The 25,455-nt window shown below is 57.7% G+C and carries 17 protein-coding genes and 1 pseudogene; 12 read left to right on the forward strand and 6 right to left on the reverse strand.

What is annotated here, in order from left to right; all coding sequences use genetic code 11:
* Positions 1-89 precede the first annotated feature (89 nt).
* The 7 genes and pseudogenes from FJU08_RS21355 to FJU08_RS21385 all read left to right on the forward strand — a co-directional run.
* Positions 90-458, forward strand: a pseudogene (locus FJU08_RS21355) (transposase); the annotation flags it as partial.
* 1,165 nt (positions 459-1,623) lie between these two features.
* Positions 1,624-2,340, forward strand: a complete 717-nt coding sequence (locus FJU08_RS21360) for an MgtC/SapB family protein (RefSeq protein WP_141151086.1) — start codon at positions 1,624-1,626, stop codon at positions 2,338-2,340.
* A 673-nt stretch (positions 2,341-3,013) separates the two neighbouring features.
* Positions 3,014-5,041: a transketolase gene (tkt, locus tag FJU08_RS21365; RefSeq protein WP_141151087.1), complete on the forward strand. Its 2,028-nt coding sequence runs from the start codon at positions 3,014-3,016 to the stop codon at positions 5,039-5,041.
* Positions 5,042-5,421: 380 nt separating this feature from the next.
* Entirely contained in the window at positions 5,422-6,969 is a 1,548-nt protein-coding gene (locus FJU08_RS21370; protein ID WP_141151108.1) for a sugar ABC transporter ATP-binding protein, read from the forward strand.
* 74 nt (positions 6,970-7,043) lie between these two features.
* Positions 7,044-7,979 carry an ABC transporter permease subunit gene (locus FJU08_RS21375; protein WP_235890920.1) on the forward strand — a complete coding sequence of 312 codons (936 nt, stop codon included), beginning with the start codon at positions 7,044-7,046 and terminating at the stop codon, positions 7,977-7,979.
* A gap of 65 nt (positions 7,980-8,044) precedes the next feature.
* Positions 8,045-8,989 (forward strand): ABC transporter substrate-binding protein, encoded by a 945-nt coding sequence (locus FJU08_RS21380; RefSeq protein WP_141151089.1) that lies wholly within the window; start codon positions 8,045-8,047, stop codon positions 8,987-8,989.
* 339 nt (positions 8,990-9,328) lie between these two features.
* Positions 9,329-10,555 (forward strand): ROK family protein, encoded by a 1,227-nt coding sequence (locus FJU08_RS21385; protein ID WP_141151090.1) that lies wholly within the window; start codon positions 9,329-9,331, stop codon positions 10,553-10,555.
* A 313-nt stretch (positions 10,556-10,868) separates the two neighbouring features.
* On the opposite strand, the gene FJU08_RS21390 is transcribed toward FJU08_RS21385, so the two are convergent.
* The gene (locus FJU08_RS21390; protein ID WP_235890918.1) at positions 10,869-11,927 is read right to left on the reverse strand and encodes a LacI family DNA-binding transcriptional regulator; all 1,059 of its coding nucleotides are present in this window, start codon (positions 11,925-11,927) and stop codon (positions 10,869-10,871) included.
* Between the two features lie 134 nt (positions 11,928-12,061).
* On the opposite strand from FJU08_RS21390, the gene FJU08_RS21395 reads away from it, so the two are divergent.
* Genes FJU08_RS21395 through FJU08_RS21415 form a run of 5 tightly spaced genes read left to right on the forward strand, consistent with a single transcriptional unit; the run spans position 12,062 to position 18,281 of the window.
* Positions 12,062-12,874: an ABC transporter permease gene (locus FJU08_RS21395; protein ID WP_141151091.1), complete on the forward strand. Its 813-nt coding sequence runs from the start codon at positions 12,062-12,064 to the stop codon at positions 12,872-12,874.
* A gap of 25 nt (positions 12,875-12,899) precedes the next feature.
* Positions 12,900-13,946: an ABC transporter ATP-binding protein gene (locus tag FJU08_RS21400; RefSeq protein ID WP_141151092.1), complete on the forward strand. Its 1,047-nt coding sequence runs from the start codon at positions 12,900-12,902 to the stop codon at positions 13,944-13,946.
* Positions 13,947-13,974: 28 nt separating this feature from the next.
* Positions 13,975-15,033 carry an ABC transporter substrate-binding protein gene (locus tag FJU08_RS21405; RefSeq protein ID WP_141151093.1) on the forward strand — a complete coding sequence of 353 codons (1,059 nt, stop codon included), beginning with the start codon at positions 13,975-13,977 and terminating at the stop codon, positions 15,031-15,033.
* Positions 15,034-15,036: 3 nt separating this feature from the next.
* Positions 15,037-15,867, forward strand: coding sequence for an ABC transporter permease (locus FJU08_RS21410; RefSeq protein WP_141151094.1), 831 nt, complete (start codon positions 15,037-15,039; stop codon positions 15,865-15,867).
* 17 nt (positions 15,868-15,884) lie between these two features.
* Positions 15,885-18,281: a glycoside hydrolase family 3 C-terminal domain-containing protein gene (locus tag FJU08_RS21415; RefSeq protein ID WP_141151095.1), complete on the forward strand. Its 2,397-nt coding sequence runs from the start codon at positions 15,885-15,887 to the stop codon at positions 18,279-18,281.
* Positions 18,282-18,502: 221 nt separating this feature from the next.
* Here FJU08_RS21415 and FJU08_RS21420 read toward each other — a convergent pair whose 3' ends face one another.
* The 5 genes from FJU08_RS21420 to FJU08_RS21440 form a co-directional block, all read right to left on the reverse strand.
* A complete protein-coding gene (locus tag FJU08_RS21420) occupies positions 18,503-19,504 on the reverse strand; it encodes a class I SAM-dependent methyltransferase (RefSeq protein WP_141151096.1) in 1,002 nt (333 codons plus the stop codon).
* 495 nt (positions 19,505-19,999) lie between these two features.
* A complete protein-coding gene (gene atzF, locus FJU08_RS21425; protein WP_141151110.1) occupies positions 20,000-21,787 on the reverse strand; it encodes an allophanate hydrolase in 1,788 nt (595 codons plus the stop codon).
* Between the two features lie 114 nt (positions 21,788-21,901).
* Positions 21,902-23,533, reverse strand: coding sequence for a dipeptide ABC transporter ATP-binding protein (locus FJU08_RS21430; RefSeq protein WP_141151097.1), 1,632 nt, complete (start codon positions 23,531-23,533; stop codon positions 21,902-21,904).
* Between the two features lie 15 nt (positions 23,534-23,548).
* Positions 23,549-24,433 (reverse strand): ABC transporter permease, encoded by an 885-nt coding sequence (locus tag FJU08_RS21435; protein ID WP_141151098.1) that lies wholly within the window; start codon positions 24,431-24,433, stop codon positions 23,549-23,551.
* Positions 24,430-25,455, reverse strand: coding sequence for an ABC transporter permease (locus FJU08_RS21440; protein ID WP_141151099.1), 1,026 nt, complete (start codon positions 25,453-25,455; stop codon positions 24,430-24,432). The genes FJU08_RS21435 and FJU08_RS21440 overlap by 4 nt, the downstream gene beginning before the upstream one ends.

A 25,455-nucleotide genomic window follows, 5' to 3' on the forward strand; every position in this document is an offset into this window, starting at 1 on the left:
CGGGCTACGCCCTCCCGGCGGTCTCATGCGCACGCCACAAGTGGCCGACTTTTGCTCCGCCACGTGGCCGGATTTTACTCCGCCGTTGACAGAACGGCGTCATCTTCCGCTACAAGGACTATCGCCGCGACGGCGCGAACCGGCAGCAGGTCATGACGCTTGCCACGACTGAGTTCATCCGCCGCTTCCTGATCCATATTCTGCCGAAGGGCTTCCATCGCATTCGCCATTACGGTTTGCTCGCTGGCGGCTCCCGCAAGACCTGTATCGCACGCGCCCGCGAACTCCTGAACGCTGTCCAGCCGCCTGAGCACGACGCTGCCGATGCGCCGGTCGATATCCGGCCGCCATGTCCCTGCTGCGGCGGGCGCATGATTGTCATCGAGGTGTTCGAACGCGGGCGTCAGCCGCGCGGACCGCCAAAGACGACGGCAACGAACCGGGAGAATGCGTCATGACCCGGCATGGCAGAACCATTCATCTGGCCCCCTCAAGGCAGAGCCGGCCAATGGGAGGGCCTGCGCCAATTCGAATGGCGAGAGCTGTCAACCGGACAACTACGCGCACAATCACCAGAAAATGCCCCGCGATCGGAATTCAAAACATCAATTCCGGCGCGCCGAAACCGACAAACACCGCTGCAACCACCGACCCGCCCGAAGCTTCAACACACAAAACCCCATAGCTCAGAAATTGCTGGCCGCGGGTTCCTGCATGAGAGGCTTTCGTACGCCTGACGGCGCCCGAAAACCTTCACCTTTCGGGAACGGCGAAAATGGCGGCGCAAAGAAGCCAGTCGGCGGGGTGATTATTCTGGATGGCCGATGTGAGTCCGAGATAAGAAATCTGCCGTTGTTTTGAGATCGAACTGCAGCAGGTTTTGCTGAGTTTATGGTGCGGGGATTGTTTAAATTTCGTCAGTAAAATCAACACCCGACAAAAACCCGCACCCAAGCCATGTTGGCATTGAATATATTGAGAAAATCAGAATATCTCACCACCCTGCAGGGGTCGCCATTACTTTGCTGTTATCCTGTAAGTGATTGTTTATTAATTGTCTTTTTTAGGGCGCGGGGATAGGGCGTTCTTGTTTTGCTTTTTGGTGCCTGTTTTGCATAGCGGTGACGGTCGGCTTCGCGGGTGCGTAGACCAGCCATAGCGTCAGATTTCCTGCCAAATCGCGCTTTCGGTTCTTCGGTTGTTCCGCCAAGTTCAGCTAAGTCAAACTCATTTTCCTTTCGAAGTCCGTGAGCGAAATTCCGGCTTCAGCGCATCTTTTGCCGAACCAGTTGCAAAAAGAAGCAGCGCTTTTGAATGGGCGACCGTGAACAGGTGGCGTCAGAAAGGCGAGGTGAGAGTTGGCTTACGTCTCGGTGGAAAACCCGGCTCAGTTCCGCGCGGAAACCAACGGAGGAGGTAAGGAGATCAGGCTGCATCTGCAGAACTCTGCTTACAATTGGTTGGGCGATTCAGCCGTCGCGCTTTCTAAAATGAAGGTGGCAGGTCTGCCACTGTGTAATATTGTCTTCATGCTGGTGAGGCATGGCTGGCTGGGGTATTGATCGTGTTTGCTATCAACCCTCTGTCGTATTTGCAAATTTGCCTATGGCCGGAGCATGCCGGATGAGTTTCCTCGATCACTTTCAGCTTTTTTCGATTCTCGACAGTACTATGAGTTTGATTGTTGCTTTCATCTGCGGCACGGCAATTGGCGCGGAACGGCAATATCGCCAGCGTAGTGCCGGACTGCGCACGAATGCACTTGTAGCGATAGGCGCCGCCGCCTTTGTTGATATCGGTCAGGCTGTCGGCGGAAACGTAGAGGCCGTTCGCGTGATATCCTACGTCGTTTCCGGAATTGGTTTCCTCGGCGCTGGTGTCATCATGAAAGACGGACTGCATGTGCGTGGCCTGAATACTGCAGCAACGCTGTGGTGCTCGGCCGCCGCGGGTGCGAGTGCCGGGGCAGATCTGGTGGCGGAAGCGATATTGATTACGCTTATCGTGCTGGCCGCCAATACATTGCTTCACCCTCTGGTCGACCGCGTCAACCGCATGCCGCTCAAGGCCAGCCAAGGAGAAGCTGTCTTTGTTATTCGCGCGGTCGTGTCGCCAGAAGACATCACGCTTATTCGCCGCCGCATTATCGAGTTCCTGAACAAGGCGAAATACCCGGTCCGTGATATCGAGGTGGAAGACCGTCCCAATGGAGACCTTGAAATCGGTGCTACGCTTGTCAGTTCGGCAGTGGTGTTGTCCGAGCTGGATAAGGTCGTTGCCGATATCGGAAAGGCAAAAGCCGTCAAAAGTGTATATTGGGAAAACGGGATACCCGAATAGCGGCCGCCTCGATTGTAGATGACATGTACTAAGAATCGCCCGGTGATCGATGACCGGGATCTATCCAGTGCATGCCCCGGCATCAGGGTAACTGGTTTGCCGCACTAGAGGTTCCGGGCGGTGGTTGAACCCGTCTGTTTGCAAGTTCTCAACCTCACTGAGTATTGTCTGGCCAAGCAATTCCAAAGTGGAATTTTCAGCGAAAATCCGATCGTACATTCCATCTTGGATTGGAAGCTATTCACGAGCAGAAAAGTCGGCGGCGAGACGAACGTCTTCCTGAAGTCGAATACCCGTTCTGCCCAGGCTCATTTGATCAGGAACAGAGGGAATCAATAGAAGGTAGTCGTCCGTGACGGGCCTCGTGAAATCGTCTTTCCCGCTGATTCTCTATGCTGTTTCTATGGTTGAATTGCGTTTCGACTAAAGTCGGTATGTGCCTTGATGATTGTTTGTTTGATTTGAATTTTCGATATATATGTATAAAAATATACAAAACTAATGATCTAAAAATACAAAAATTATAATAATTATGACAATTATCGATCATATATATATTTACAAATGGTCGTATTAGAGTCTTACATGCTTCCGTCACTAGGGAGGAGCATGGTAATGAAATGGGAGGACCTTTCAGGCCGCCATCGCTCTTCAGGAGCAGGTGGAGTTTGAAATGCTGAATCGCAATGTCTCTTCGGTCTCGACGGCCGAGCTTGCAAACGCTGTTCGGGCCCTGACGATGGATGCCGTACAGCGCGCCAATTCCGGCCATCCGGGCATGCCCATGGGCATGGCCGAAATCGGCGTTGCACTATGGACGCGTCATTTGCGTCACAATCCCAAAAATCCGCGATGGTTTAATCGGGACCGATTTGTTCTTTCCAACGGTCATGGATCGATGCTGATCTATAGCATGCTGCATTTGAGCGGCTATGATCTCTCCATGGACGATATCCGCAACTTCCGTCAGTTGCATTCCAAAACGCCGGGTCATCCGGAGTATGGCTATACGCCAGGCGTAGAAACGACCACCGGTCCGCTGGGGCAGGGCATTGCCAATGCTGTCGGCATGGCACTTGCCGAAAAGATCCTCGCCGAAAGCTTCAACAAACCAGGACACGATCTTGTAGACCACTTTACCTACACTTTTGTTGGCGATGGCTGCCTGATGGAAGGTGTCTCACATGAGGCATGCTCACTGGCGGGAACCTTGGGGCTCGGCAAGCTGATCGTGCTTTACGATGACAATGGTATTTCTATTGACGGGCATGTCGAAGGCTGGTTCGCGGAAGATACTGCTGCGCGCTTCGCCGCTTATGGCTGGCACGTGATCCGCGATGTCGATGGCCATGACGTTGCGGCGGTCGATCGGGCGATTGCTGCGGGTAAGGCGGAAACAGGTCGGCCGACCTTCATCTGCTGCAAAACAACCATCGGCAAAGGCTCTCCTTCCAAAGCCGGCAGTGAAGACAGTCACGGGAACCCGCTCGGGGAAGAGGAAATTATCCGGTCGAAGGCGGCTATTGGCTGGCCCTATGGTCCATTCGAGATCCCTGAAACGGCCTATGAGGGCTGGAGCGCAGTAGAAGACGGCAAAGCGCTGGAAGCTGAATGGGACGAAATATTCGCCGCTTATCGCGCTGCCTATCCGGCTGAAGCGGCAGAATTTGTCCGCCGTATGAGTGGCGAATTGCCTGATGGGTTTGATGCTCGGATGGCTGAATTCACCGATCAGATGGCAGCCGTCAGGGAAGCCATGCCGACACGCAGGGCCAGTCTGAAAACCGTTGAAATGCTGGCTGACAACCTGCCGGAACTGGTTGGGGGCTCTGCCGATCTGGCCAGCTCGTGCCTGACCATGTGGGATGATGCGAAGCCGGTCACGGCGCAGACTGGTGGCAATTTCGTCTATTTCGGTGTTCGTGAGTTCGGCATGGGGGCGATCATGAACGGCATGTTTCTCCATGGCGGGTTCCGGCCGTTTGGTGGCACCTATGTCATGTTCTCCGAATATGCCCGGAATGCCATTCGCATGGCAGCGCTGATGAAGATCGGCGTTATCTATGCGCTCACGCATGACTCGATTGCACTTGGTGAAGATGGTCCGACGCATCAACCGATCGAACAGCTTGCATCGCTGCGGCTGATGCCTAACCTGGACGTATGGCGCCCTTGCGATGCCGCGGAAACCGCAATCGCCTGGGAATTTGCCATTGCCAATCGGAACCATCCGACCGTTATGGCATTGAGCCGCCAAAGTTTACCACAGCAGGTGCATCCGCAGGGGCAATCCGATTTGATCCGGCGCGGCGGCTATATCTTGAGCGAAGCCTCGGGTCGCAAACCTGATGCCGTGGTTATCGCAACAGGTGGCGAGGTAGAGATCGCCATGGCGGCGAAACAGCAGCTTGCCGGTTCGGGGATCAATGTGCGCGTGGTTTCTCTCCCGTCGAGCTATGTTTTCGACCGTCAACCGGAGGAGTATCGCAGTTCGGTTATTCCCGAGGGCCTGCCGCTGATTTCTGTTGAAGCGGGTGTGACCGACTATTGGCGCAAATATATCGGCCCTCACGGCATCGCTGTCGGTATTGATACGTTTGGCGAAAGCGCGCCGTCGGAGGTCCTGTTCGAGCACTTCAAGTTGACGCCAGCTAGTGTCGCCTCAGCCGTTCAGAAAGCGATCGCCCGAGGAAAGCGATAGGCTCAGAACGCCTTTTTCGACTGTCGGCACTCTGCCCATCGATCAGGAACAGCCAACCTTCAACACTTCCCTCCGGTCGCTCCGTGCGAAATGCGTCCACCGACCTCAAAAAGGTATGCGGCATTGGCCTCCCACCTTTCTATGGGATCGTCCCGGATATGAGTGCTGCTGTTTCAATGATGATCTCTCTCCCGGCAGAGCAACCGACCGTCGGGAACGCGGTCGCCATCGGGCTCACCGTATTCGCCATGAGCCCATGGTGACCGCACAAACAACGCAGCAACGAGGAGAGACAAAGGTGCAAACCGCCAAAGAGGATGGCGTTTTGCAACAGGGAACGGGCTTGAGGAACCCGGCCCTATGGGAGGAAAGGAAACATGATGAGGACGGCAACGGAAGTTGAGACAGGTCCCGTGCTGGAGATGAAGAACATCTCCAAGACCTTTGGGTTTATCAAAGCCCTGATCGGCGTTTCACTGACGGTACAGCGCGGCGAAATCCACGCTCTCATGGGAGAGAATGGTGCCGGAAAATCAACTTTGATGAAGATATTGTCAGGCGCGCTGACGCCTGATCCGGGTGGGGAGATACTTGTCTTTGGCAAGCCTTTGCCCAAAGGCCGACCGAGAGCCTCCAAAGAGGCCGGTATTGCGGTGATCTATCAGGAATTGTCTCTGGCGCCCAATTTGAACGTCAATCAGAACATCTATCTTGGTACCGAAAACGCCAGGTTCGGCTTTGTCTCTCAGCGTGAAACCGAAGAGAAAACGGCGGCGATCCTGAAGAGGCTAGGCCTTTCCTTTTCGCCGCGGACACTGATCTCGGAGCTTTCCATCGGCGAGCGGCAAATGGTCGAAATCGCCCGTGCGCTTTCGTTCAAGCCTGGCATCATCATCATGGATGAGCCGACGACATCGCTGACTGAACGCGAATCCAGTCGCCTGTTTGAGGTTATTGCCGAGCTGAAGGCGCAGGGAATTGCGATCATCTATATCAGCCACCGCATGGAGGAAGTTTACCAGCTTGCCGACCGGGTGACGGTCTTGCGGGACGCGCGGCAGATTGGAACGATCGAACGTGAGGATCTGTCGCCCGAACGCTTGATCTCGATGATGGTTGGCCGGGACCTGTCCAGTTTCTACAAAAAGACACGACGCGTCGAGGCGTTCACCGGCACGCCGGTGCTTCAGGCCACCAATATCCGTGATGACACCCATGTTTTCGGCTGTTCGCTGGAGGTTCATGCCGGGGAAGTGGTCGGTCTGTCTGGGCTGGTGGGGGCCGGGCGCACAGAGCTGGCCCGGCTGATCTTCGGTGCGGACCCGAAGACGGCCGGCGAAGTCCGGGTCGATGGAAAACCGGTGGATGTCAAAAGCCCAAGTGATGGGCTTGCCGCCGGTATTGCCTATCTGACAGAGGATCGCAAACGGCTCGGCCTCTTCCTCGATATGTCTATCGGGCAAAACCTCAATCTTTCTGTGCTGAGTGAAGATGCCCACCCTTTGGGCTTTCTCGACCTGAAAAAGGCGGCAGACAGGGCAAGCCATGCCTTCACCAATTTCAACATCAGGGCCAGTGGCCCGGGTGTCCTCGTTGGCGCCCTGTCAGGCGGCAATCAGCAAAAGGTGCTGCTCGCCCGTCTGATCGAGGCCAACCCGCGGATCGTCATCCTTGATGAACCGACACGCGGCGTGGATATCGGCGCGAAGTCAGAGATTTACCGCCTGATCGATGTGCTTGCCCGAAAAGGCGTCGCGATTTTGATGATTTCCAGTGAGCTGCCGGAGATTGTCGGCGTGTCCGATCGGGTTCTCGTCATGTGCAACGGACTTATCTCAGGTGAGGTCAGACCAGGGCCGGACGGCGAGATCAGACAGGAGGAAATCATGTCTTATTCGACAGGCGCGGCCGCCAAGGTCTTGGCCTGATTGGGAGTCTCGGGAGGACTAACGATATGAGCAATATTACCAATGACGGGACCACGGCAAGTTCGAAGGTCCAGATGTGGGGCAAAGCCCGCACGATAATGCAATCGATCGGCATGCTGCCTGTTCTGGTGTTGCTGGCCATAGGGTTTCAGCTTCTCAGCGGCCGGTTCATGAGTGTCAGTAATCTTTCAATTGTCATGCAACAGGCGTCGATCAATACCGTGCTTGCTGCAGGCATGACTTTCGTGATCCTGACCGGTGGCATTGACTTGTCGGTTGGCTCGGCTCTGGCCATGTCCGCCATGCTGGCCGTGATTGTTTCGATGGTCCCAGATTACGGAATGCTTGGCATTGTCGCCGGTCTTGGCTGCGGTCTTGCCTGCGGCCTGTTCAATGGCGGGCTGATTTCGACGCTGAAATTGCCTCCCTTCATCGTCACGCTTGGCACGCTGACGGCATTTCGCGGCATGGCCAGACTGATCGGCCATGACAAGACGATGTTCAATGCCGACCTGCCTTTCGCTGCGATCGGAAATGGGAGCCTCTTTGGTGTTCCATGGCTGGTGATTATCGCGCTGGCAGTGATCGTGCTGTCATGGATCATATTGTCTCGAACAGTTCTCGGTACCTGGATCTATGCGGTCGGGGGTAATGAAGAGGCTGCACGGCTGACCGGCATCAAGACGTGGAAAGTGCTGTTGTTCGTCTATGGGGCTTCCGGTCTTCTGGCGGGGCTTGGTGGTGTCATGTCGAGCGCCAGGCTTTATGCAGCCAACGGGTTGCAGCTGGGGCAATCCTACGAACTTGATGCGATTGCTGCCGTCATTCTGGGTGGGACCAGCTTCGTCGGTGGTGTGGGATCCATCTGGGGAACGCTGGTTGGCGCGCTGATCATCGCGGTTTTGTCTAACGGGCTCATTCTCGTCGGCGTTTCGGACATCTGGCAATACATCATCAAAGGGCTCGTCATTATCGGCGCAGTGGCACTGGATCGCTATCGCGCAAAGTGAGGAATCGGCTTGCGGAGGCAGGCTGGTAAACAGGGCACGCAATTGCCCATCAAGAGGAGATAGTCATGAGACTGAAATCAGGTTTGGTAGTGGGAGCGATGCTTGCAGGCCTGGCGGCGGGAACCGCCCTGGCCGGAGATGCCAAAACCATAGACAAAGTCGGAATTTCCGTTGGTACGCTTGGAAATCCCTTCTACGTTGCAACAGCAGAGGGCATTACGAATGCGGCAAAGGCGATCAATCCCGATGTCGATATCACATCGGTTTCCGCCGATTATGATCTGAATAAGCAGCTGTCGCAGATCGATAGCTTTATCGGTGCCGGTGTTAACGTCATGATGATTGTGCCGGTCGATCCCAATGCCAGCGTTCCCTCGGTACGCAAGGCGAAGGATGCCGGCCTTGTGGTTGCCGCCTTTGATGCCGTGGCACCCAATGCGGACGTTAATGTCACGACCAATAATGTGAAAGCGGGCGAGATCGCCTGCCAGTATATGGCAGACCGGCTTGGCGGAAAGGGCGATGTCGTTATCGTCAACGCTGTTCAGGTTTCCGCTGTGGTCGATCGTGTGAATGGTTGCAAGAGTGTCCTTGCCAATTATCCGGATATCAAGATCGTCGCGGATCAGGCTTCTGAAGGTTCTCGCGATACCGGCATGAAAGTTATGCAGAGCCTTCTGACGCGCTTCCCGCATATCGACGGTGTCTTCGCGTTGAATGATCCGGCTGCCGTGGGAGCCGATCTTGCCGCCAAGCAACTCCATCGTGATGAATTCTTCATCGTTTCGGTAGATGGCGCACCGGATGTCCAGCATCTTCTGAAAAGCGGTAATACGCTGATTGCCGCGACAGCTGCTCAGGATCCATATGCGATGGCAGCCAAGGCTTTCGAACTCGCCAACGACATCTATCAGGGGAACCCGCCGGCAGAGACCAATGTGCTGATGGATCCGCAACTGGTCACGGTTGACAACGTCGATAGCTATATCGGCTGGGAAGACGCCCGTTAAGCGCAGGACGACAAAGGAAGGGCGCCACATCGCAAGGCGTGGCGCCTCTCGCTTATCTCACCACGATAAATCGGAGTTGATCTGGAGGTTCGTGCGCGCTGGTCCCCTTTGAAGGTTGTCCCCCGAAAATCCAGCCGTCTCCATCGGAAATATGGATGGTTGCCCCTATTAGGATTATTGTGTTTCCATTACACCTATTAATGCCTTAGTTTTTGGTCAATCATGAGATAATTGAGTAATATATTATATATGTGTAACGACATATGCGTATAAATGATAAAAAGAAAAGCGTGTCGCAGTGCGCAAAGTTGTGCCTGCTGAAAGTGGTAAGTGAACGTTATGAACAAGTCAGCCGGCAGTCCTCTGGCGCAGGAGTTGATCAACAGCGCCGATGTCTTTTCCCTGATCGCGACGGGAAAGGCGAATTCACGCTCCACTCTTCTTGATGCTCTGGGAATTTCCCGTGCGACCCTCACTTCCAGGCTAACACCATTGCTTTCAGCGGATATTGTGCGCGAAGCCGAAAAAACATTGCCAAGTGGAGGGCGCCCCTCTCGGGTTCTGGAGGTGAACGGCGAAGCAGGCTATATCCTGGCCGCCAATATCGGGGAGGCTTATATTCGCGTTGCAGTCTTGGATCTGCGGCCCGAAATCGTGGCAGAGCGCGTATTCAATTTTACCACGCGATCAGACCCAGCCGGAACACTTGATATCATTTCGCGGGAATTCAAGGAACTTGTTGCATCGTCGGGTTTATCTGACCGGATCGTGCTCGGTATAGGTTTATCCTTGCCTGCCCCCATCGATATTCGTGACAGCAGTGTCGTTAGACCGTCTGTCCTTCCGGAATGGGGGGGATTCGACATTAAGGGATGGTTCAAGTGCCGATATGACGTCCCGGTATTTGTCGAAAAGGACGTCAACTTGATGGCGGTCTATGAACATCGGCGGAATTTTCCTGATGTTGGCGATATGTTCTTTGTCAAGGCCGGGACCGGGATCGGCAGTGGTATCATTACTGACGGCAAGATCTTCCGTGGTGCGCAGGGCGGTGCTGGTGATATCGGCCATATCCAGTTCTACTCGGAAAATGCGCCGCTGTGCCGGTGTGGCAAGTTTGGTTGTGTTGAGGCACGCGCGGCGGGTTGGGCGCTTGCCCGGGATCTGCGTGTCGCGGGCTATCAAGCCGAAAATGCGCGGGATGTCGTTCATCTTGTCGCGCAGAACAAGCCGGAGGCGATCATGTCCATCCGCAAGTCTGGCCAGACAATTGGCGAAGCGATTGCAGATGCGGTCAGCCTCTTGAACCCGAGTCTCATTGTTGTCGGTGGGACTTTGGCACAGGCGCATGATTTCCTGCTTTCCGGCGTCCGGGAGCTGGTCTATCAGCGATGCCTGCCGTTGGCGACGCATGACCTTAAAATCGTTCTTTCCGAGACGGTCGTTGATAGCGCTCTGAGCGGTGCAGCTTATCTTGTACTCGAAAACATCTTCGCACCGGGTAAAACTGTTGACTTCCTTGAGCGCTATGCGCGCCAAAGAGAGCCAATCGCGAATGAAATCTAGCCCCCATCAATTCAACTGAATTGGTGGGGTGGATACTTGTCCGGCAGCGTGCACCTGCGAACGATGTTGCCGTGGAGGATCTGCGCAGCCAGCGCGTGGTTGCCGGTGGCTTTTGGCGGCTGAGTGATCTGCGTGCTATTCTCCGGGATTGTAGAAGGACAATCTGGACTGCAAGCTGCCGGAGCACAGGGCGAGCTTCCTTACTCAGAGGAAGAGACCGTTTCTGCCTATGCCAAAATTGCCAGGCTTGCGACGGTAACGATATCTACGGCGCATCGCCCACACGTAATCTTGAGTTTCCATCATAACTCATCTACCGGGCCTCGGCGGTTGATGCTCTTCGAAACATTGACGTTGGAAACAGGATGCGCTGCGGGGTGTGATCCTTGTTCTCAATTGTAGAGATAACAAGCTCGATCGCTTTCCTGGCCATCTGATCCAGCGGTCTCGTGATTGAGTGCAGGGGAGGGGTTAAAAGGCCGGCGACGGAATCATCGAAGCCGATCAGCGACATGTCTTCCGGTACGCTGAGACCATGTGCGCCCAATGTTTGCAGAATGCCAGCAGCCAGAACGTCGCTTGATGCCAGAATGGCAGTTGGCCGGTTCGGCAGGGCAAGCAGGCGTTCCATCATTGCGCGCCCCTCACTGGCTGGATCCTGCCGGTTTGCACCGAAATAACGCCCCAATATGATCAGGTCAGGGTCAGGATCAGCATCATGACGGGCGATTGCCTGGCGAAAGGCCTGCAGCCTGTCGCGTTCCATGGTCGAACCATGAACCGGCGGACGGGTATAAAGCACCGGATCTCCGCCAATAAACGCAATCCTGTGGTGGCCAAGCTCGCAGAGATGGGCGATGGCCTCGTCTATTCCCGGCTTCGGATCCGTCAGTACCGCATCGGTCCGATCGACAACCTCCTGCTCGATCTGAATGACGGGGATCTTCTTGTCCAGCAATGGCTGAATGTCATCCGTTCTGAGGGCATAGGAAAACACGACGGCATCGACCTGTCGCTGGATCATCTCGGCAACGGCGGCCGATGCCGTTTCTGGACTGGTGCCATGCTGAAAGGTCAGGGTCGTGTAGCCCCGCGCCAGCGCTTCAACCCGAATGGCGTGACTGAGATGGACAAAGAACGGGTTGAGACTGCCGTCAACGATGATAAGCCCGATCGTCCAGCTGCGCTGGGTGCGAAGGCCGCGTGCGACAACATTGGGGCGGTAGCCGGTCTCGTCGATCGCGGCCTGAACCCGGGCGCATTTGTCCGGGCCGACCTTGCCTGGCTCATAAATGACCCTGGCCACCGTTGCAGGCGAAACACCTGCAATTCTAGCTACATCCCCCATGGTTGGCTGTCGCCGCTTGTTCATGCCAATCCTCAATTTTTTCGTTGATGATGACGTCACCATTGTCTATGATGACGTCATCATGAAGATTTCATCTTCGTTCTACCACACTGAATGGCTGTGCTCCAAAGATTTCGCCCAGCCCGGAGCCCGTTTTGATGGCAGCACCGCGCCGGCTATCCCATGCAGCCTTTCTGTGTCTTGTCCTTGTGACATATATTTTCATATTGGCGCCGGTCATAGCCGTCGTCGTCATCAGTTTCTTTAGCGATCCCATTGTCAGTTTTCCACCGAGCGGCCTCACTTTGAAGTGGTTTGCCAATGCCTGGGCCCGCGATGAGTTTCGCTCGGGACTGATTGAAACGGTCAAGCTGGCATTGATTGCTACCGCCATCGGCGTTCCATGCGGCGGCGCTGCCGCCTATGCAATCTTCCGCGGACATTTTACCGGAAAAAAATTGGTGTCGGGTCTGCTTCTCGGGCCGCTGGCCGTGCCGTCGATCATTATGGGGACGGCGCTGTATATTTTCTATATCCGGCTGGAAAACAGTTTTGACACCACCATCGTCGGCACGAGTGCCGGGCTGATCGCTGCCCATGTGCTGCTGACCATCCCCTGGACGGTCCGGCTGGTGCTCGCCAGCATGGAAGGGCTTGATCCAACGGTCGAGGAGGCTGCTGTCAATCTCGGTGCGCCGCCATGGACGGTGATCTGGCGCATCACGCTTCCGATGATGCGCTCGGGCATCATCGCCGGAGCGATGTTCTCCTTCATTCAGAGCTTTGAGAATCTGGAGCTGTCACTGCTCCTGATCGGCCCCGGCAAAATCACCCTGCCGGTCGCAATGCTGAACTATCTCGAATTCCGTGTCGATCCGACCCTCGCTGCCGTTGGAACGCTGCAAATCCTCCTGATCGCGATCCTGATGCTGATCACCGATCGCTACGTCAAACTCGCGCGTGCTTTCTGACGCCATTCATTCCGGGAGTGTCCCCTTGGCCAGCCTGAAAATCGAAAACCTGTTCAAACGCTATCATGATACGGATGTCGTGCGCGGGCTCCATCTCGATATTGCGGATGGAGAGCTGGTTGCTCTGCTCGGACCCTCCGGCTGCGGAAAATCCACGACATTGCGCATGGTCGCAGGTTTCGTCGAACCGACATCCGGTTCAATCCTGCTGGACGGACGCGATATCACCCGGCTTGCACCCTACAGGCGTGATACCGGCATGGTGTTTCAGTCCTACGCGCTGTTTCCGCATATGAGTGTTGCGGCCAATGTCGGTTTCGGCCTCGAAATGCGCAAGGTCGGACGTGCGGAGCGGGACGAACGGATCAAGGCGGCGCTTGATATGGTGCAGCTTGGCCATCTCGCCGAGCGGATGCCCAAACAATTGTCAGGCGGACAGCAGCAGCGCGTCGCGCTGGCGCGTGCTCTGGCGGTGAACCCCGCTCTGCTGCTGCTTGATGAGCCACTTTCCAATCTCGATGCGAAATTGCGGGCCGAGGTTCAGCATGAAATCCGCGACCTTCAGCAGCGTCTCGGATTGACGACGCTGATCGTCACGCATGATCAGGAAGAAGCGCTGGTCATGGCGGATCGTATGGTGGTGATGCAGGGCGGCGTTGTCCGGCAGGCCGGAACGCCGAAGGAACTCTATGAAACGCCAGCGGATGTCTTCGTTGCCGGCTTTATCGGCCGCTGCAACCTGATCGCCGGAGAGCCGATAGCCCCGGGAACCTTCCGCGCCGAAAGCGGGGCGCTGTTTCACGGTCTTGCCGAGGAGACGTCCGGCGTCGGCGGAAAGGTACTGGCCCTGAGGCCTGAACATATCGCCATGACGACCGCAGGGGAGGGCGGCAGCAGGATCGGCCGTATCACCTATCTCGGCGCAAGCACTGAGTATGAAGTCGACTTTGCCGGAACCCGACTGCTCGTCGTGGCGGCTACCGACAACCGCTATCCCCAATGGCAGGTTGGCGATCATGTCACCCTCGATTGGGCGAAACAGAATGCCCGGCTTCTGCCGGCAAACCAATGAGTGAACACAACAAACAGGGAACTTTGAAATGTCAGATACATTCAGTTTGAACCGGCGCTCCTTTCTCCTTTCTAGCGCCATGACCTCGGCATTTGTCGCCGCCGGTCTGCCCATTTCTGCCAGCGCGGAAGAGCAGAAACAGGTTATCGCCTCCATCTTCGGCGGTGACTATGCAGATCTCATGCGCAAGATCGTCGATGACAGGGTCATGGTTCCCGAGGGCTATGAAGTCCTGCAGGACATTTCAACGACCGAAGCACGCCAGACCAAGCTCCGCACCGAAAAGATGCGCCGTCAGTCGAGTTTCGATGTCGCCGTTCTCGCTGATCTGGATATGTATCCGATGTCAAAGATCGGCGTTCTCGAGACGCTTGATGAGACCAGTATTCCGCGTCTTTCCAAGATCATTCCGGCGCTGCGCAAATCCTATTCGGCACCGCAGCTCTATTCCTATATCGCCATTCTCTACAATCCCGAGAAGATCACCACTCCGCCGACCAGCTATGCCGATCTCTGGAACCCGGCCTATAAGGGCAAGGTCGGCATTTCCGACGTTCTCTATACGGCCACATCGGCGGTCGCGGCTCTGGTCGGCGGCGGCTCGATGACCGATTTCACACCCGGTCAGGCAAAGCTTCTGGAACTGAAGAATGAGCAGCAGGCACAGGTCCTGCCGACCAATGAGTCGATAGCGACGGCCTTCAAGTCCGAAGATATCTGGATCACGCTGAACTATGTGGCCCGCGGCTATGCCTGGCAGAAGGCCGGGCTGAACATCGCCTCGGCCGTGCCGGTCGAGGGATCGATCCCGATTGCCTTCGAGCTCTGCGTGCCAAAGAACGCGCCGCACAAGGATGCTGCCTTCGCCTATATCAATGCTGCTCTCGAGCCGGATTCCCAGACCGGTTTCTCCGAGGCGATCGGCTATCTGCCTTCGGTGACCGATGCAAAGCTCGATCCCGAACTTCAAGCCAGGATTGGTCTTTCGGAGGCGGATCAGGCAAAGCTTCGGCCCATGGACAACGCCTATCTCATGGAAAATCAGAGCGCCATCTTCGATTTCTGGAACCGCGAGTTCAAAGGCTGATCAATGCCCCTGCTGATTCTCCCCGCAACCGCACTGGTGATCATGCTGCTGGTCCTGCCGATGGCAGGCCTGCTGCGCATATCGCTGAATCAATACAGCCCCACCGAACTCATGGTCGAGGCGGTCACCGGGGAGAATTATCTGAACGCGATCACCGATCCCTTTTACCAGAAGATCCTTCTGGTAACGGTCGCGGTCGCGGTGAGCTGCACGGTGCTCAGCCTGCTGCTTTCAATCGCGCCGGCCTATTGGCTGGCGCGGATGCAGAGCCGGTGGAAATCGGCGCTGATTATCCTCACGCTTTTTCCGCTGCTTGTCGGCAATGTCGTGCGCGCCGCCGGCTGGATGGCCATTCTCAGCACAGATGGCGCCCTAAACGCCTTTCTTGGCCTGTTTGGCTTCGGTCCCTATAAACTACTTTATCAGCCCGCAGCAGTCGTCTTCGGCACGGCAGCGGTGGTGATGCCCTACATGATCCTGACGCTTTCCGCCGTGATCGAAGCCATCCCACGACAGACGGAAGAAGCGGCAACCAATCTTGGGGCTCCGCCTCTGACGGTGCTCCGGCGGATCCTGCTGCCGCAGGCCGCCCCCGGTGTGGTGGCAGGCTGTGTCCTCGTCTTCATCATGTCAATGAATGCCTATGCAACGCCGGTTCTGCTTGGTGGCCCCAACTTCACCATGCTGGCGCCGGCTGTTTATGACCAGTTCGTGCGGGTCGGAAACTGGCCCTTCGGCGCCGCTTTGGCCTTTCTTCTGCTTCTCAGCACCCTTGTGCTGACTGTTCTGGTGAATTTCGCGCTCGTCCGCGCATTGAAGCGCAAAAGCCTGTAATCCGAAAGAATTCTGAAATGCAAAATGAAGTCGATGCTCTTGTCGACGCCATGACCCTCGAAGAGCAGGTCAGCCTGCTGGCCGGTGCGAGCTTCTGGTACACGGCGGAGATCGGACGGCTCGGTGTTGCTCCGATCAAGGTGACGGATGGACCGAATGGTGCACGAGGTGAGAACTTCTCCGGTGGCGCAAAATCTGCGGCATTTCCGGCGGAGATCGCCCTTGCAGCCAGCTGGGACACGGATCTCGTCGAAGAAATCGGCACCGATCTTGGTCGTGAGGCACGGACCAAGAATGCCCATGTTCTGCTCGCGCCTACGGTTAATATGCATCGCAATCCGCAAAATGGCCGCAACTTCGAATGCTTTTCGGAGGATCCGCATCTGGCTGCCCGCATGGCCGTTGCCTATATCCGCGGCGTCCAGTCCCAGGGCGTCGGCGCGACAGTCAAGCATTTCGTCGGCAATGAATGCGAGCATGAACGGCGAAGCAGCAATTCCGCCATTGACGAAAAGGCGTTGCGGGAAATCTATCTGCCACCGTTTGAAGCTGCGGTGAAAGAGGCAGATGTCGCCTGCGTCATGACTTCCTACAATGCCCTGAACGGCATTCACATGTCGCAGAACCGCCGCCTGATCGAAGACATCCTTCGCGATGAATGGGGTTTTGAAGGCGTTGTGATGTCCGACTGGCTCGGCAATCACACCACGGTGGAATCGATTGTGGCCGGGCTGGATCTGGAAATGCCGGGCCCCGGCAGGCATCGCGGTGAAAAGCTCGTCACCGCCGTTCGCGAGGGCCATGTATCCGCCGAGAGCGTGCGCCGTTCGGCCCGGCGGATCGTCGCCCTGGGACACAGGCTGGGCGCAGACGCGACAGGCAATCTCGCACGCGAGCGCAGCGAAGACCGTGGCGAGACACGCCACCTGATCCGCAGGGCTGGCGCAGAAGGCACGGTTTTGCTGACAAATCGCAACAATCTCCTGCCGCTTGCGCCTCAAAGGTTGAAGCGGCTGGCGGTGATCGGCCCCAATGCTGCGCGCGCCGTCATCCATGGCGGCGGCTCGGCACAGATCAATGCACATTATGCGGTCAGTCCGCTTGAGGGCCTCCGCGCTGCCTTGCCGGGTGTCGAGATTGCTCATGCGCTTGGATGCCATGGTGATCGTTTCCTGCCTGCCATCGACACAGCGGTTTCCATCGATTTCTATGCCGGCCTGACTTTCGAAGGTGCGCCAGTTCTGTCGCAGGTCGGCAGCAGCAGTGCCTTTGGCTGGTTTGGCGCCGTTGCGCCGGAGGTGGATCACAGCTCATTTTCGGCCAAACTTACCTGCCACTATACTGCTCCCGAAACTGGAACCTACGACATTGGTTTGATGAGCGCCGGCCTGAGCCGGCTGTTCATCGACGGAGAACCGGTTCTGGAAGCCTGGGAAAGCTGGTCGAAGGGCGAAAGCTATTTCGGCCATGGCTGTGATGAACGGCGCGGGACGATCGCGCTTCAGGCGGGACAGGTCTACACTTTCTCCGTAGAATACGCCTGCGGCGACGGCATTGCCACAACGCTGAAGGCGATCCGTTTCGGCCTGCGTCCGCCTTCCCGGCTTGGCTCGCTTGAGGAAGCCTGCCGGATCGCAGAAGGGGCCGATGCCGTGGTCATCGTCACGGGCCTCAATGAGGAATGGGAAACGGAATCGGAGGACCGTCGCGGATTGGGCCTGCCGCAAGGGCAGGACGAGTTGATCGCAGCGGTCAGTGCCGTCAACGCCAACACGATTGTCGTCGTCCAGTCCGGCAGTCCGGTGACCATGCCCTGGGTCGATGACGCCGGGGCAGTGCTGCAGCAATGGTATGCCGGCCAGGAGAGCGGCAATGCCCTGGCCGACGTCTTGCTGGGGCGGCAGGAGCCGTCGGGACGCCTGCCGGAGGCCTTTCCCCGAACACAGGAAGACATTGATGCATTGACCTTCAGGCCGGAAGCTGGCGGCACGGTGGCCTATATGGAAGGGAATATGATCGGTCAGCGCCGCCTGGAAAGACAGGGGACGCCCCCATTGTTTCCCTTCGGGCACGGGCTTGGCTACGGCGATGTGCGATACCGTGATGTTGCAGGCGTGGTTCTGGACAATCATGACGTTTTGCTTCGCGTCAGCCTTGAGAACTGCGGGCAGCGCGATACCAGCGAAGTCGTTCAGATCTATTGGTCGCGCCCCGACGGCAGCGGAAATGCGCTTGTTGGCTTCGCCAAGATCCAAATTGCCGCAGGCAAAATGACAGAAGCGGACGTGATCCTGCCTGCAGCCAGTTTCAGGGAATGGGGCAGTGCAGAAGCAGGGTGGCGATACTTCCATGATGGACGGAAGCTGCTGATTGCACGGTCGGCCGAAGACATATGCCTTGCGTTGACGGTCTGATGCGGCTCAGCGAGCATGCTTCGGTTCCGGCTACGTCCGGGCAGCCCAATCCTTCCGAGGTTCTTGGCGTCAATGAATAACGTATGGTCTCTGTTGGGAGGTCATTATGGCAGACAGTTTCATGATCTCCCTGTGAACGCTATGCCGTCTTGACAGGCAACGAAATGCCGGCGCCAGCCGGCTGCTGCCAACGCTGCGGGCATTGTCCGGCAGGCATCACATCAGGGAAACCTCGATTTCGCTGCCTTGATTTCAAACTCAAAGCCCTTGCCGTTTGGTCTGCCGCTCGCCAAAAGCTCGACGTCGTCAAACCCGGCCTCGATCAGCAGATCGCGCATGATCTGCGGCGAGAGCAGGTTGAGGGGGCCATTTTCCTCCTGGCTTCGGTCGCCGAGCAGTGCGTCTCTGAAATCCTCGAAGCCGTAGCGTTCGACGGCGGCGGCGGCGATTGTCGCTGAAGCATCGACGGCGACAACATGCAGGACGCCGTCCTTGCGCAATAGTTTGTGCCAATAGGGCAGCATGCGGCGGCGCAGGGCTTCCTGCGGATAGTGTTCGACAAGATGCGATGAGAAGATCTCGGCCACAGATCCCAATTCAGCGGGAAGCGCATCGAATTCGGCGACAACATCAATATGTGGTCGATTGTACCTGTCGACGTTGACATAGTCATCAAACGCAGGCGAGGCACTGCCGAGATTGAAGCGCAGATCACCCCGTGCTTTCGCGTTGTCGAACTTGGCGCGATCGACGATATGAGGTTGCCTTATCTCTTCGGCCTCGTTGGGATTGAGCATCAACTCCGGCAGGATATCCTGGCGTGTGCGGTTGATCCGGTCCCATATCTGGCGGATGCGTGCTTCCGTCTCTGTTTCATAGGTCTTGCCATCCTGAGACAATCCAGCAGAGCGATACCGTGAATACGGCCGGTTCATTGCCGCGATGCGTTCTGAGACCATCTGCAGCTCGTGGCCAAAGGCGGAGATGTCTCCGGTGGAATTGGAAAAATGCGCCCAGTGGCGTTCTGAGGTACCAATGAAATTCTTGGAGGCTGCCTCGTTTTGTTCAAGCGCTGCCGTGAAAGCGCTGAGTTCGATCTCAAAACGCTTCAGATTATTGTCAAGTTTACTGAGGCGTTGACTGAGGCCGCGCACGTCATTGCGCAGTTTAGCGACACGATAGTCATTGCGCGGAAGTTTTATGAGTGCATCTGCAAGATGCACCAGATACCCGAAAACGGGTATTTCAAAAATCGATCGCCTGCTATCCATCGCTAACCTGCCGGAGTTGAGTGTGGCCTACATGTTTTTTTGCAGAGAACTGCGATCACCTAGATTCTCGATCCAAAGTTTCTTGTGCTCCCGAAAACCGGAATGCAAAATACATGTAATTGAGATTCTCTAATAAGTGGTTGTTATTTAAGTGATTCTCAATGTGAATGAGGCGTTCCGAAAGGTCCATCCCAATTGGCGATCTTTTTCGGATTTTTGAGAAACGGCTGCAGGCGGCGCTGGTGGAGGTTCTATGCGCCGACGCTGTTGCGCTGTCGCTTTTGACGGTTTCGGCTGGTTATTTTCCCGACACCAAATCTTGAGGCGGTCCCGTTCGGGCTCGCCGGTTCGTCCCCGACCGCCCCGTGGGGCGTCGGCCAGGATGATGAGGCAGCAAAAAGGGCGCGTCCGGGCGCGCCCTTTTCGACGTGGCGGTCCACGAGGTTCTCAGGCCGCCTGTGATGCGATGAAAGCTCGCCACGACCCGAGCGCAGTAATGTCCTGTGCATTGCCGACCGCGCGGCCCTCACACAGAAAGCCCTTCACACTCGCACCGTCTTCAAGCGCGACCGTGCCGATGCAGAGCGGTGCCGGAATGCCGGCCATGAAGCTGCCAAACGCCTCGACCGGCATGGCCCAGACTTCAACCGCGATCGATGCGCCGCCAGCACCGTCCTGACGGACGAGGCCGGGCCGGGCAGGCGGGCCGCCGGCGAGGGCGTAGAAGCGATATTCCGGTGCCGTGGCCGTGGCCTTGAGGAAGCGGGCGCCGCGCGAGGTCAGTTCGTGATTGAGCGGCAGGCCCGACATATGTGCGCCGCAGACGGCAACCGCGATTTCACCGGCAAATGGCGTTGGGGCAGAAGGGGCCGGTGGTTCGGGCGACCAGCCGGTAGCGCCCATGCGCCCGCTCTGCAACGTGGCTGCAAGGGATGCTGCCAGCGCGTCCTGACCGCCAGCTGCCAGGATCGTCAGGCTGCCGGGGCGGCCGTCCGCACGATCTCCTGTCGGCACGGCAATGCCGCACATATCGAGCAGGTTGACGAAATTGGTATAGGTGCCAAGCCGTGAATTGGGGCCGATCGGGTCGGCGGCAATCTGTTCGACGGTGACGAAATGCGGGATGGTTGGCACGCAGAGAAGGTCGAAACCCTTCATGGCGCGGGCGCAGATCCGATCCAGTTCCTTCAGCCGGTACATGCCGCGAAAGGCGTCGACCGCCGTTATAGCCGTTCCGGCACCGACGATTGCTTTCGTGGTCGGATGGAGCGTTTCGGGTGCTTCCGTCAGGCGATTGCCGACCGCTGCCGTCCGCTCGGCAACCCAGGGGCCGTCATAGAGCAGCTTTGCGACATCATAGAACGGTGTCAGGTCGATTTCTGCCACCTTGGCACCAGTCGCTGTCAGGCGGTCGATCGTCTCGCGAAAATGTGTCTCCTGCGCTGCATCACCGAAGGTCTTCAGGCTTGCCGCATCGGGGATCGCGATGCGGAGCTTTGAAGGCTGCAGGCCGAGCGGCGCTATCTTCAGCGGCCTGGCATAGGCATCGGCGGCATCATAGACGGCTGTTGCCGACAGCACCTCCCAGGCGTTTGAAACGGTCTGGGCAAAGATCGAAATCGTATCCAGCGTGCGGCAGGCGGGCACCACCCCTGTTGCCGAAAGTGCGCCCAGCGTCGGCTTCAGCCCGACAATGCTGTTGAGCGCCGCCGGAACGCGGCCGGAACCTGCCGTGTCGGTGCCGAGCGAGAAGGCAGCAATGCCATGGGCAACAGCCACGGCTGAACCGGAGGACGAACCGCCGGGCACGATTTCGGGATCAATGGCATTCAGCGGCACCGGATAGGGCGTGCGCACGCCGACAAGCCCGGTGGCGAACTGATCGAGATTGGTCTTGCCGAGGCAGATGGCGCCCGCTGCCCGAAGCTTGCTGACGACGAAGGCGTCTTGCGTGGCGTCATAGGAAAAATCGGGGCAGGCGGCGGTGGTCGGCATGCCGGCAACATCGATATTGTCCTTGGCGGCATAGGGAATGCCAAACAGCGGGCGGCCGTCGGGGGCGCCAAGCGCACGCGCTTCTGCCAGTGCGGCCTCGCGGGCCTGATGGATGAAGATGCCGGGATCCCCCGTCGCATCAAGACGCCGGAAGGCTTCTTCGACGACAGCCTCGGGCGTGACACCTTCGGCATAGGCTGCGCGGAGCGCCTCAAGCGTAAACGGAATATCCGAGATCATGCGGGAACCTTTCATTCTTGGCACGAGAGCATCCTTGCGTAACCTTGGTCTGAGAAGAACGCTCTATCTAACTGTTTAACATGGCTTTGTTTGGTGGAGATTCGGGGTGAACTCCTATTCCGCAGCCTCCCGGATCGGCGCCTGAGGTGCTGCCGAAAGCAGCTGGCGGGTATAGTCCGCCGATGGATTATCCATCACCTTTTCAGCGGGACCTGCCTCGATCACCTCGCCGCCCTTCATCACCACAACGGTGTCGCAGAGCAGCCGGACGACGTTGAGATCGTGGCTGACAAAGAGGTAGCTCATGTTCAGCTTGGCCCTGAGATCCGCCATCAGGTTCAGCACCACCGCCTGGATCGAGACGTCGAGGGCTGCCGTCGGTTCGTCGAGGATCAAGAGGTCAGGATCAGGTGCAATCGCGCGGGCGATGCCGACACGCGCCTTCTGGCCACCGGAAAGCTGGTGCGGAAAGCGATCCAGCAGATGGCCCGGAAGGCCGGTCAGTGCGGCCAGCTCCTCAACCCGTGCGGCAAGCGTTGCGCCGCTCATGCCGCTCAGCCGTTTCAGCGGCTCGGCAATCGACTGGCGAGCGCTGTGGCGCGGATTGAGGCTGTCGGTCGCATCCTGAAACACCATCTGGATCTTCGGCCTGAGCGGATTGCGGGCAAAGGCCAGTGCCGGCATGATGCCGATATCCTGACCACGATAGAGAATGGCGCCGCTGGTTGGATCAAGCAGGCGGACGACCATCGAGGAGGTCGTCGATTTGCCGCAGCCCGATTCCCCGACAAGGCCTAGACTTTCACCCAGCCTGATCGTGAAACTCACCCCCTTGACGGCGTGAACGGGGCCGGACTTGCCCTGATAGGTCTTGCGCAGATTGATGACTTCAAGCAGCGGCGCGTCGCTCATCTGCCGGGGGCTGAGCGGGGTGCGCTGATCTTCCGGCAGAAGCGAGCGGATCGTTGCCCCGCGTCGCGGCGTCGCATCCACCAGCTTGTTGGTATAGGGATGTTTCGGATTGGTGAAGAGTTCGGCCGGATCGCCCTGTTCGACGATCTGACCGTCCTTCATCACCACGATCCGGTCGCAATATTCGCTGGCCAGACCCAGATCATGGGTGATCAGGATTGATGACATGTCACGGGCGCGGACCAGTTCGTCAACGAGATCCATCACCGCCTTTTGCGTGGTGATGTCGAGGCCGGTCGTCGGTTCGTCGGCGATCAGCAGTTTCGGGTCGCAGGCCAGCGCAATGGCGATGACGATACGCTGGCACATGCCGCCGGAAAGCTCGAAGGGATAGGCGTCGTAACGCTCGGCAGCATTGTTGATCTTGACCGCTTCCAGCGCTTCGATCGCCTTCCGCTTCGCATTGCTGTGGGTGGCGCGGTTGTGCTGGCGCAGCACGTCCTCGATCTGGTGTCCGACCTTGCGGATCGGGTTGAGTGCAGCACGCGGGTTCTGGAAGATCATCGAGATTTCCCGGCCGCGAATGTCGCGCATGGCGGTTTCGTTTGCTCGTCGCAGATCGACGCCGGAATAGATGGCCTCACCGGCCTTGATGGTGCCACCGGCATCGAGAATGCGCATCAGCGCATAGGAGGTGACCGATTTGCCGGAGCCGCTTTCGCCGACGATACCGAGGCGTTCGCCCTTGGCCAGTTCGAAGCTGATGCCCTTGACCGCATTGACTTCGCCGCGGCGTGTCTTGAAGGCAACCTGAAGATCCGTGATAGACAGCATGGGAGTGCCTCCTTCCTAGGTGCGGCGGCGGGGATCGACAATGTCGCGCAGACCGTCGCCCATGAGGTTGAAGGTGAAGACGGCGAGCATCAGCCAGATGCCCGGGAAGATCGCCACCCACCATTCGCCGGAGATGATGTAGTTCGCACCCTCGGCAACCATGATGCCCCATTCGGCCGCTGGCGGCCTGACACCGAGACCGATGAAGGAGAGCCCGGCTGCGTTGAGGATGGCCCAGCCGAGATTGAGCGACACCTGCACCATCATCGGCGGCAGGGCATTGGGGAAGATATGGAAGGCGAGCACGCGGGTATCGGAATTGCCAGCCAGTTTTGCGGCAAGGGTGAAACCGGCCTCGCGGCGGATGTTGACCTCGGCGCGCACCAGGCGGGCATAGAAGGGAATGTTGATGATTGCGGTGGCGATGATGATGTTCGAGACCGAATTGCCGAGTGCGGCAACAATACCCATGGCCAGCACGAACAGCGGGAAGGCCATGATCGTGTCGAGGATCCGGTTCAGCACCGTATCGATCATGCCGCCGCGATAACCGGCAATGGCGCCAAGCACCGAGCCGATGACGAAGGAAAGCGCAACGGCGGTCACCGAGATCATGAGATCAAGCCTGGTTGCCACGATCACCCGGCTGAAGATGTCGCGGCCAAGATTATCCGTGCCGAACCAGTGGCTGAGTGAGGGCGGCTGCAGTGCTGCGGCGGCATCGGTTGAAAGAGGGCTGTAGGGTACGACCGCAGGTCCGAAGATCGCCGAGAGAATGAAGAAAGTGAACAGACCGAAGGAAAGCGCGGTAACCGGATTTTCCTTAAGGATATAGAAAAAATGGCCGAATGTTCCGTTGGGTGCCTTGGGGTCGGCCTTGATGGTTTCGACATTGGTCATTTCGCGGCCGTCCCGAAGCGTGGATCAATCATCGAATAGGCGAGGTCGATCACAAGGTTGAGGGTGACGAAGAGAAGCGCCATGGCAAGCACGAAACCCTGCACTGCCGCATAGTCCGAGACCACCAGCGCTTCGACGGCATAGGAGCCGATGCCGGGCCAGGCGAAGACCTTTTCGACCAGCACATTGGCGCCGAGCACGAAGGAGAACACCATGCCAAGCGTGGTGATCACCGGCAGCAGCGCATTGCGGAAGGCATAGCCGTAAAGCACCTTGCGGCGGTTGAGACCGGCCGCCCGCGCCGTGCGGATATAGTCGGCGCTGAGTGCCGAAAGCATGGCGGCGCGGGTCATGCGGGCAATGGGAGCGAGTGTGAACAGGCCAAGCGTGATGGCGGGCAGGATCAGCTGTTTCAGCGCGCCGAACCAGGTTTCCCAGTCTCCGGCAAGGGCCGAATCGATCAGGAAAAAGCCGGTGACATGCGGCGGATCGAGATAGGCGAAATCGAGGCGTCCCAAAGGCGATGGCGCAATGCCAAGGAGATAGTAAAACACATAGATCAGCACGATGCCGGTGAAGAAGGTCGGCAGCGAGACGCCGGCGGTGACCAGCACGCGACAGAGCTGGTCAACGAGGCTTCCAGGTCGTGTTGCAGCCAGCACGCCGAGTGGAATGGCCACAAGGCATGAAAGGATCAGCGCCGTCAGCGTCAGTTCAAGCGAAGCAGGCATACGGTCTGCCAGATCCTCCGCCACCGGCCGACCGGTCGAGACCGACTGGCCGAGATCACCATGGGCGAGTTCTCCCAGATAGATCAGGAATTGTTCGGGCAGCGGCTTGTCGAGACCCAGGCTGACCCGGGTCTGCTCAATCGATTCCGGCGTTGCCATGACACCGGCGAACTGCACGGCGGGGTCCCCGGGCAAAGCCCGGGTCAGCACGAAGCTGATGATGACCACACCGAAGAGGACAGGCACGGCCTGGCCGATACGGATGAGAACTGCGCGGCTGCGTGTGCCCAT

It is taken from the genome of Martelella alba (assembly GCF_006516955.1).
Classification (GTDB): domain Bacteria; phylum Pseudomonadota; class Alphaproteobacteria; order Rhizobiales; family Rhizobiaceae; genus Martelella; species Martelella alba.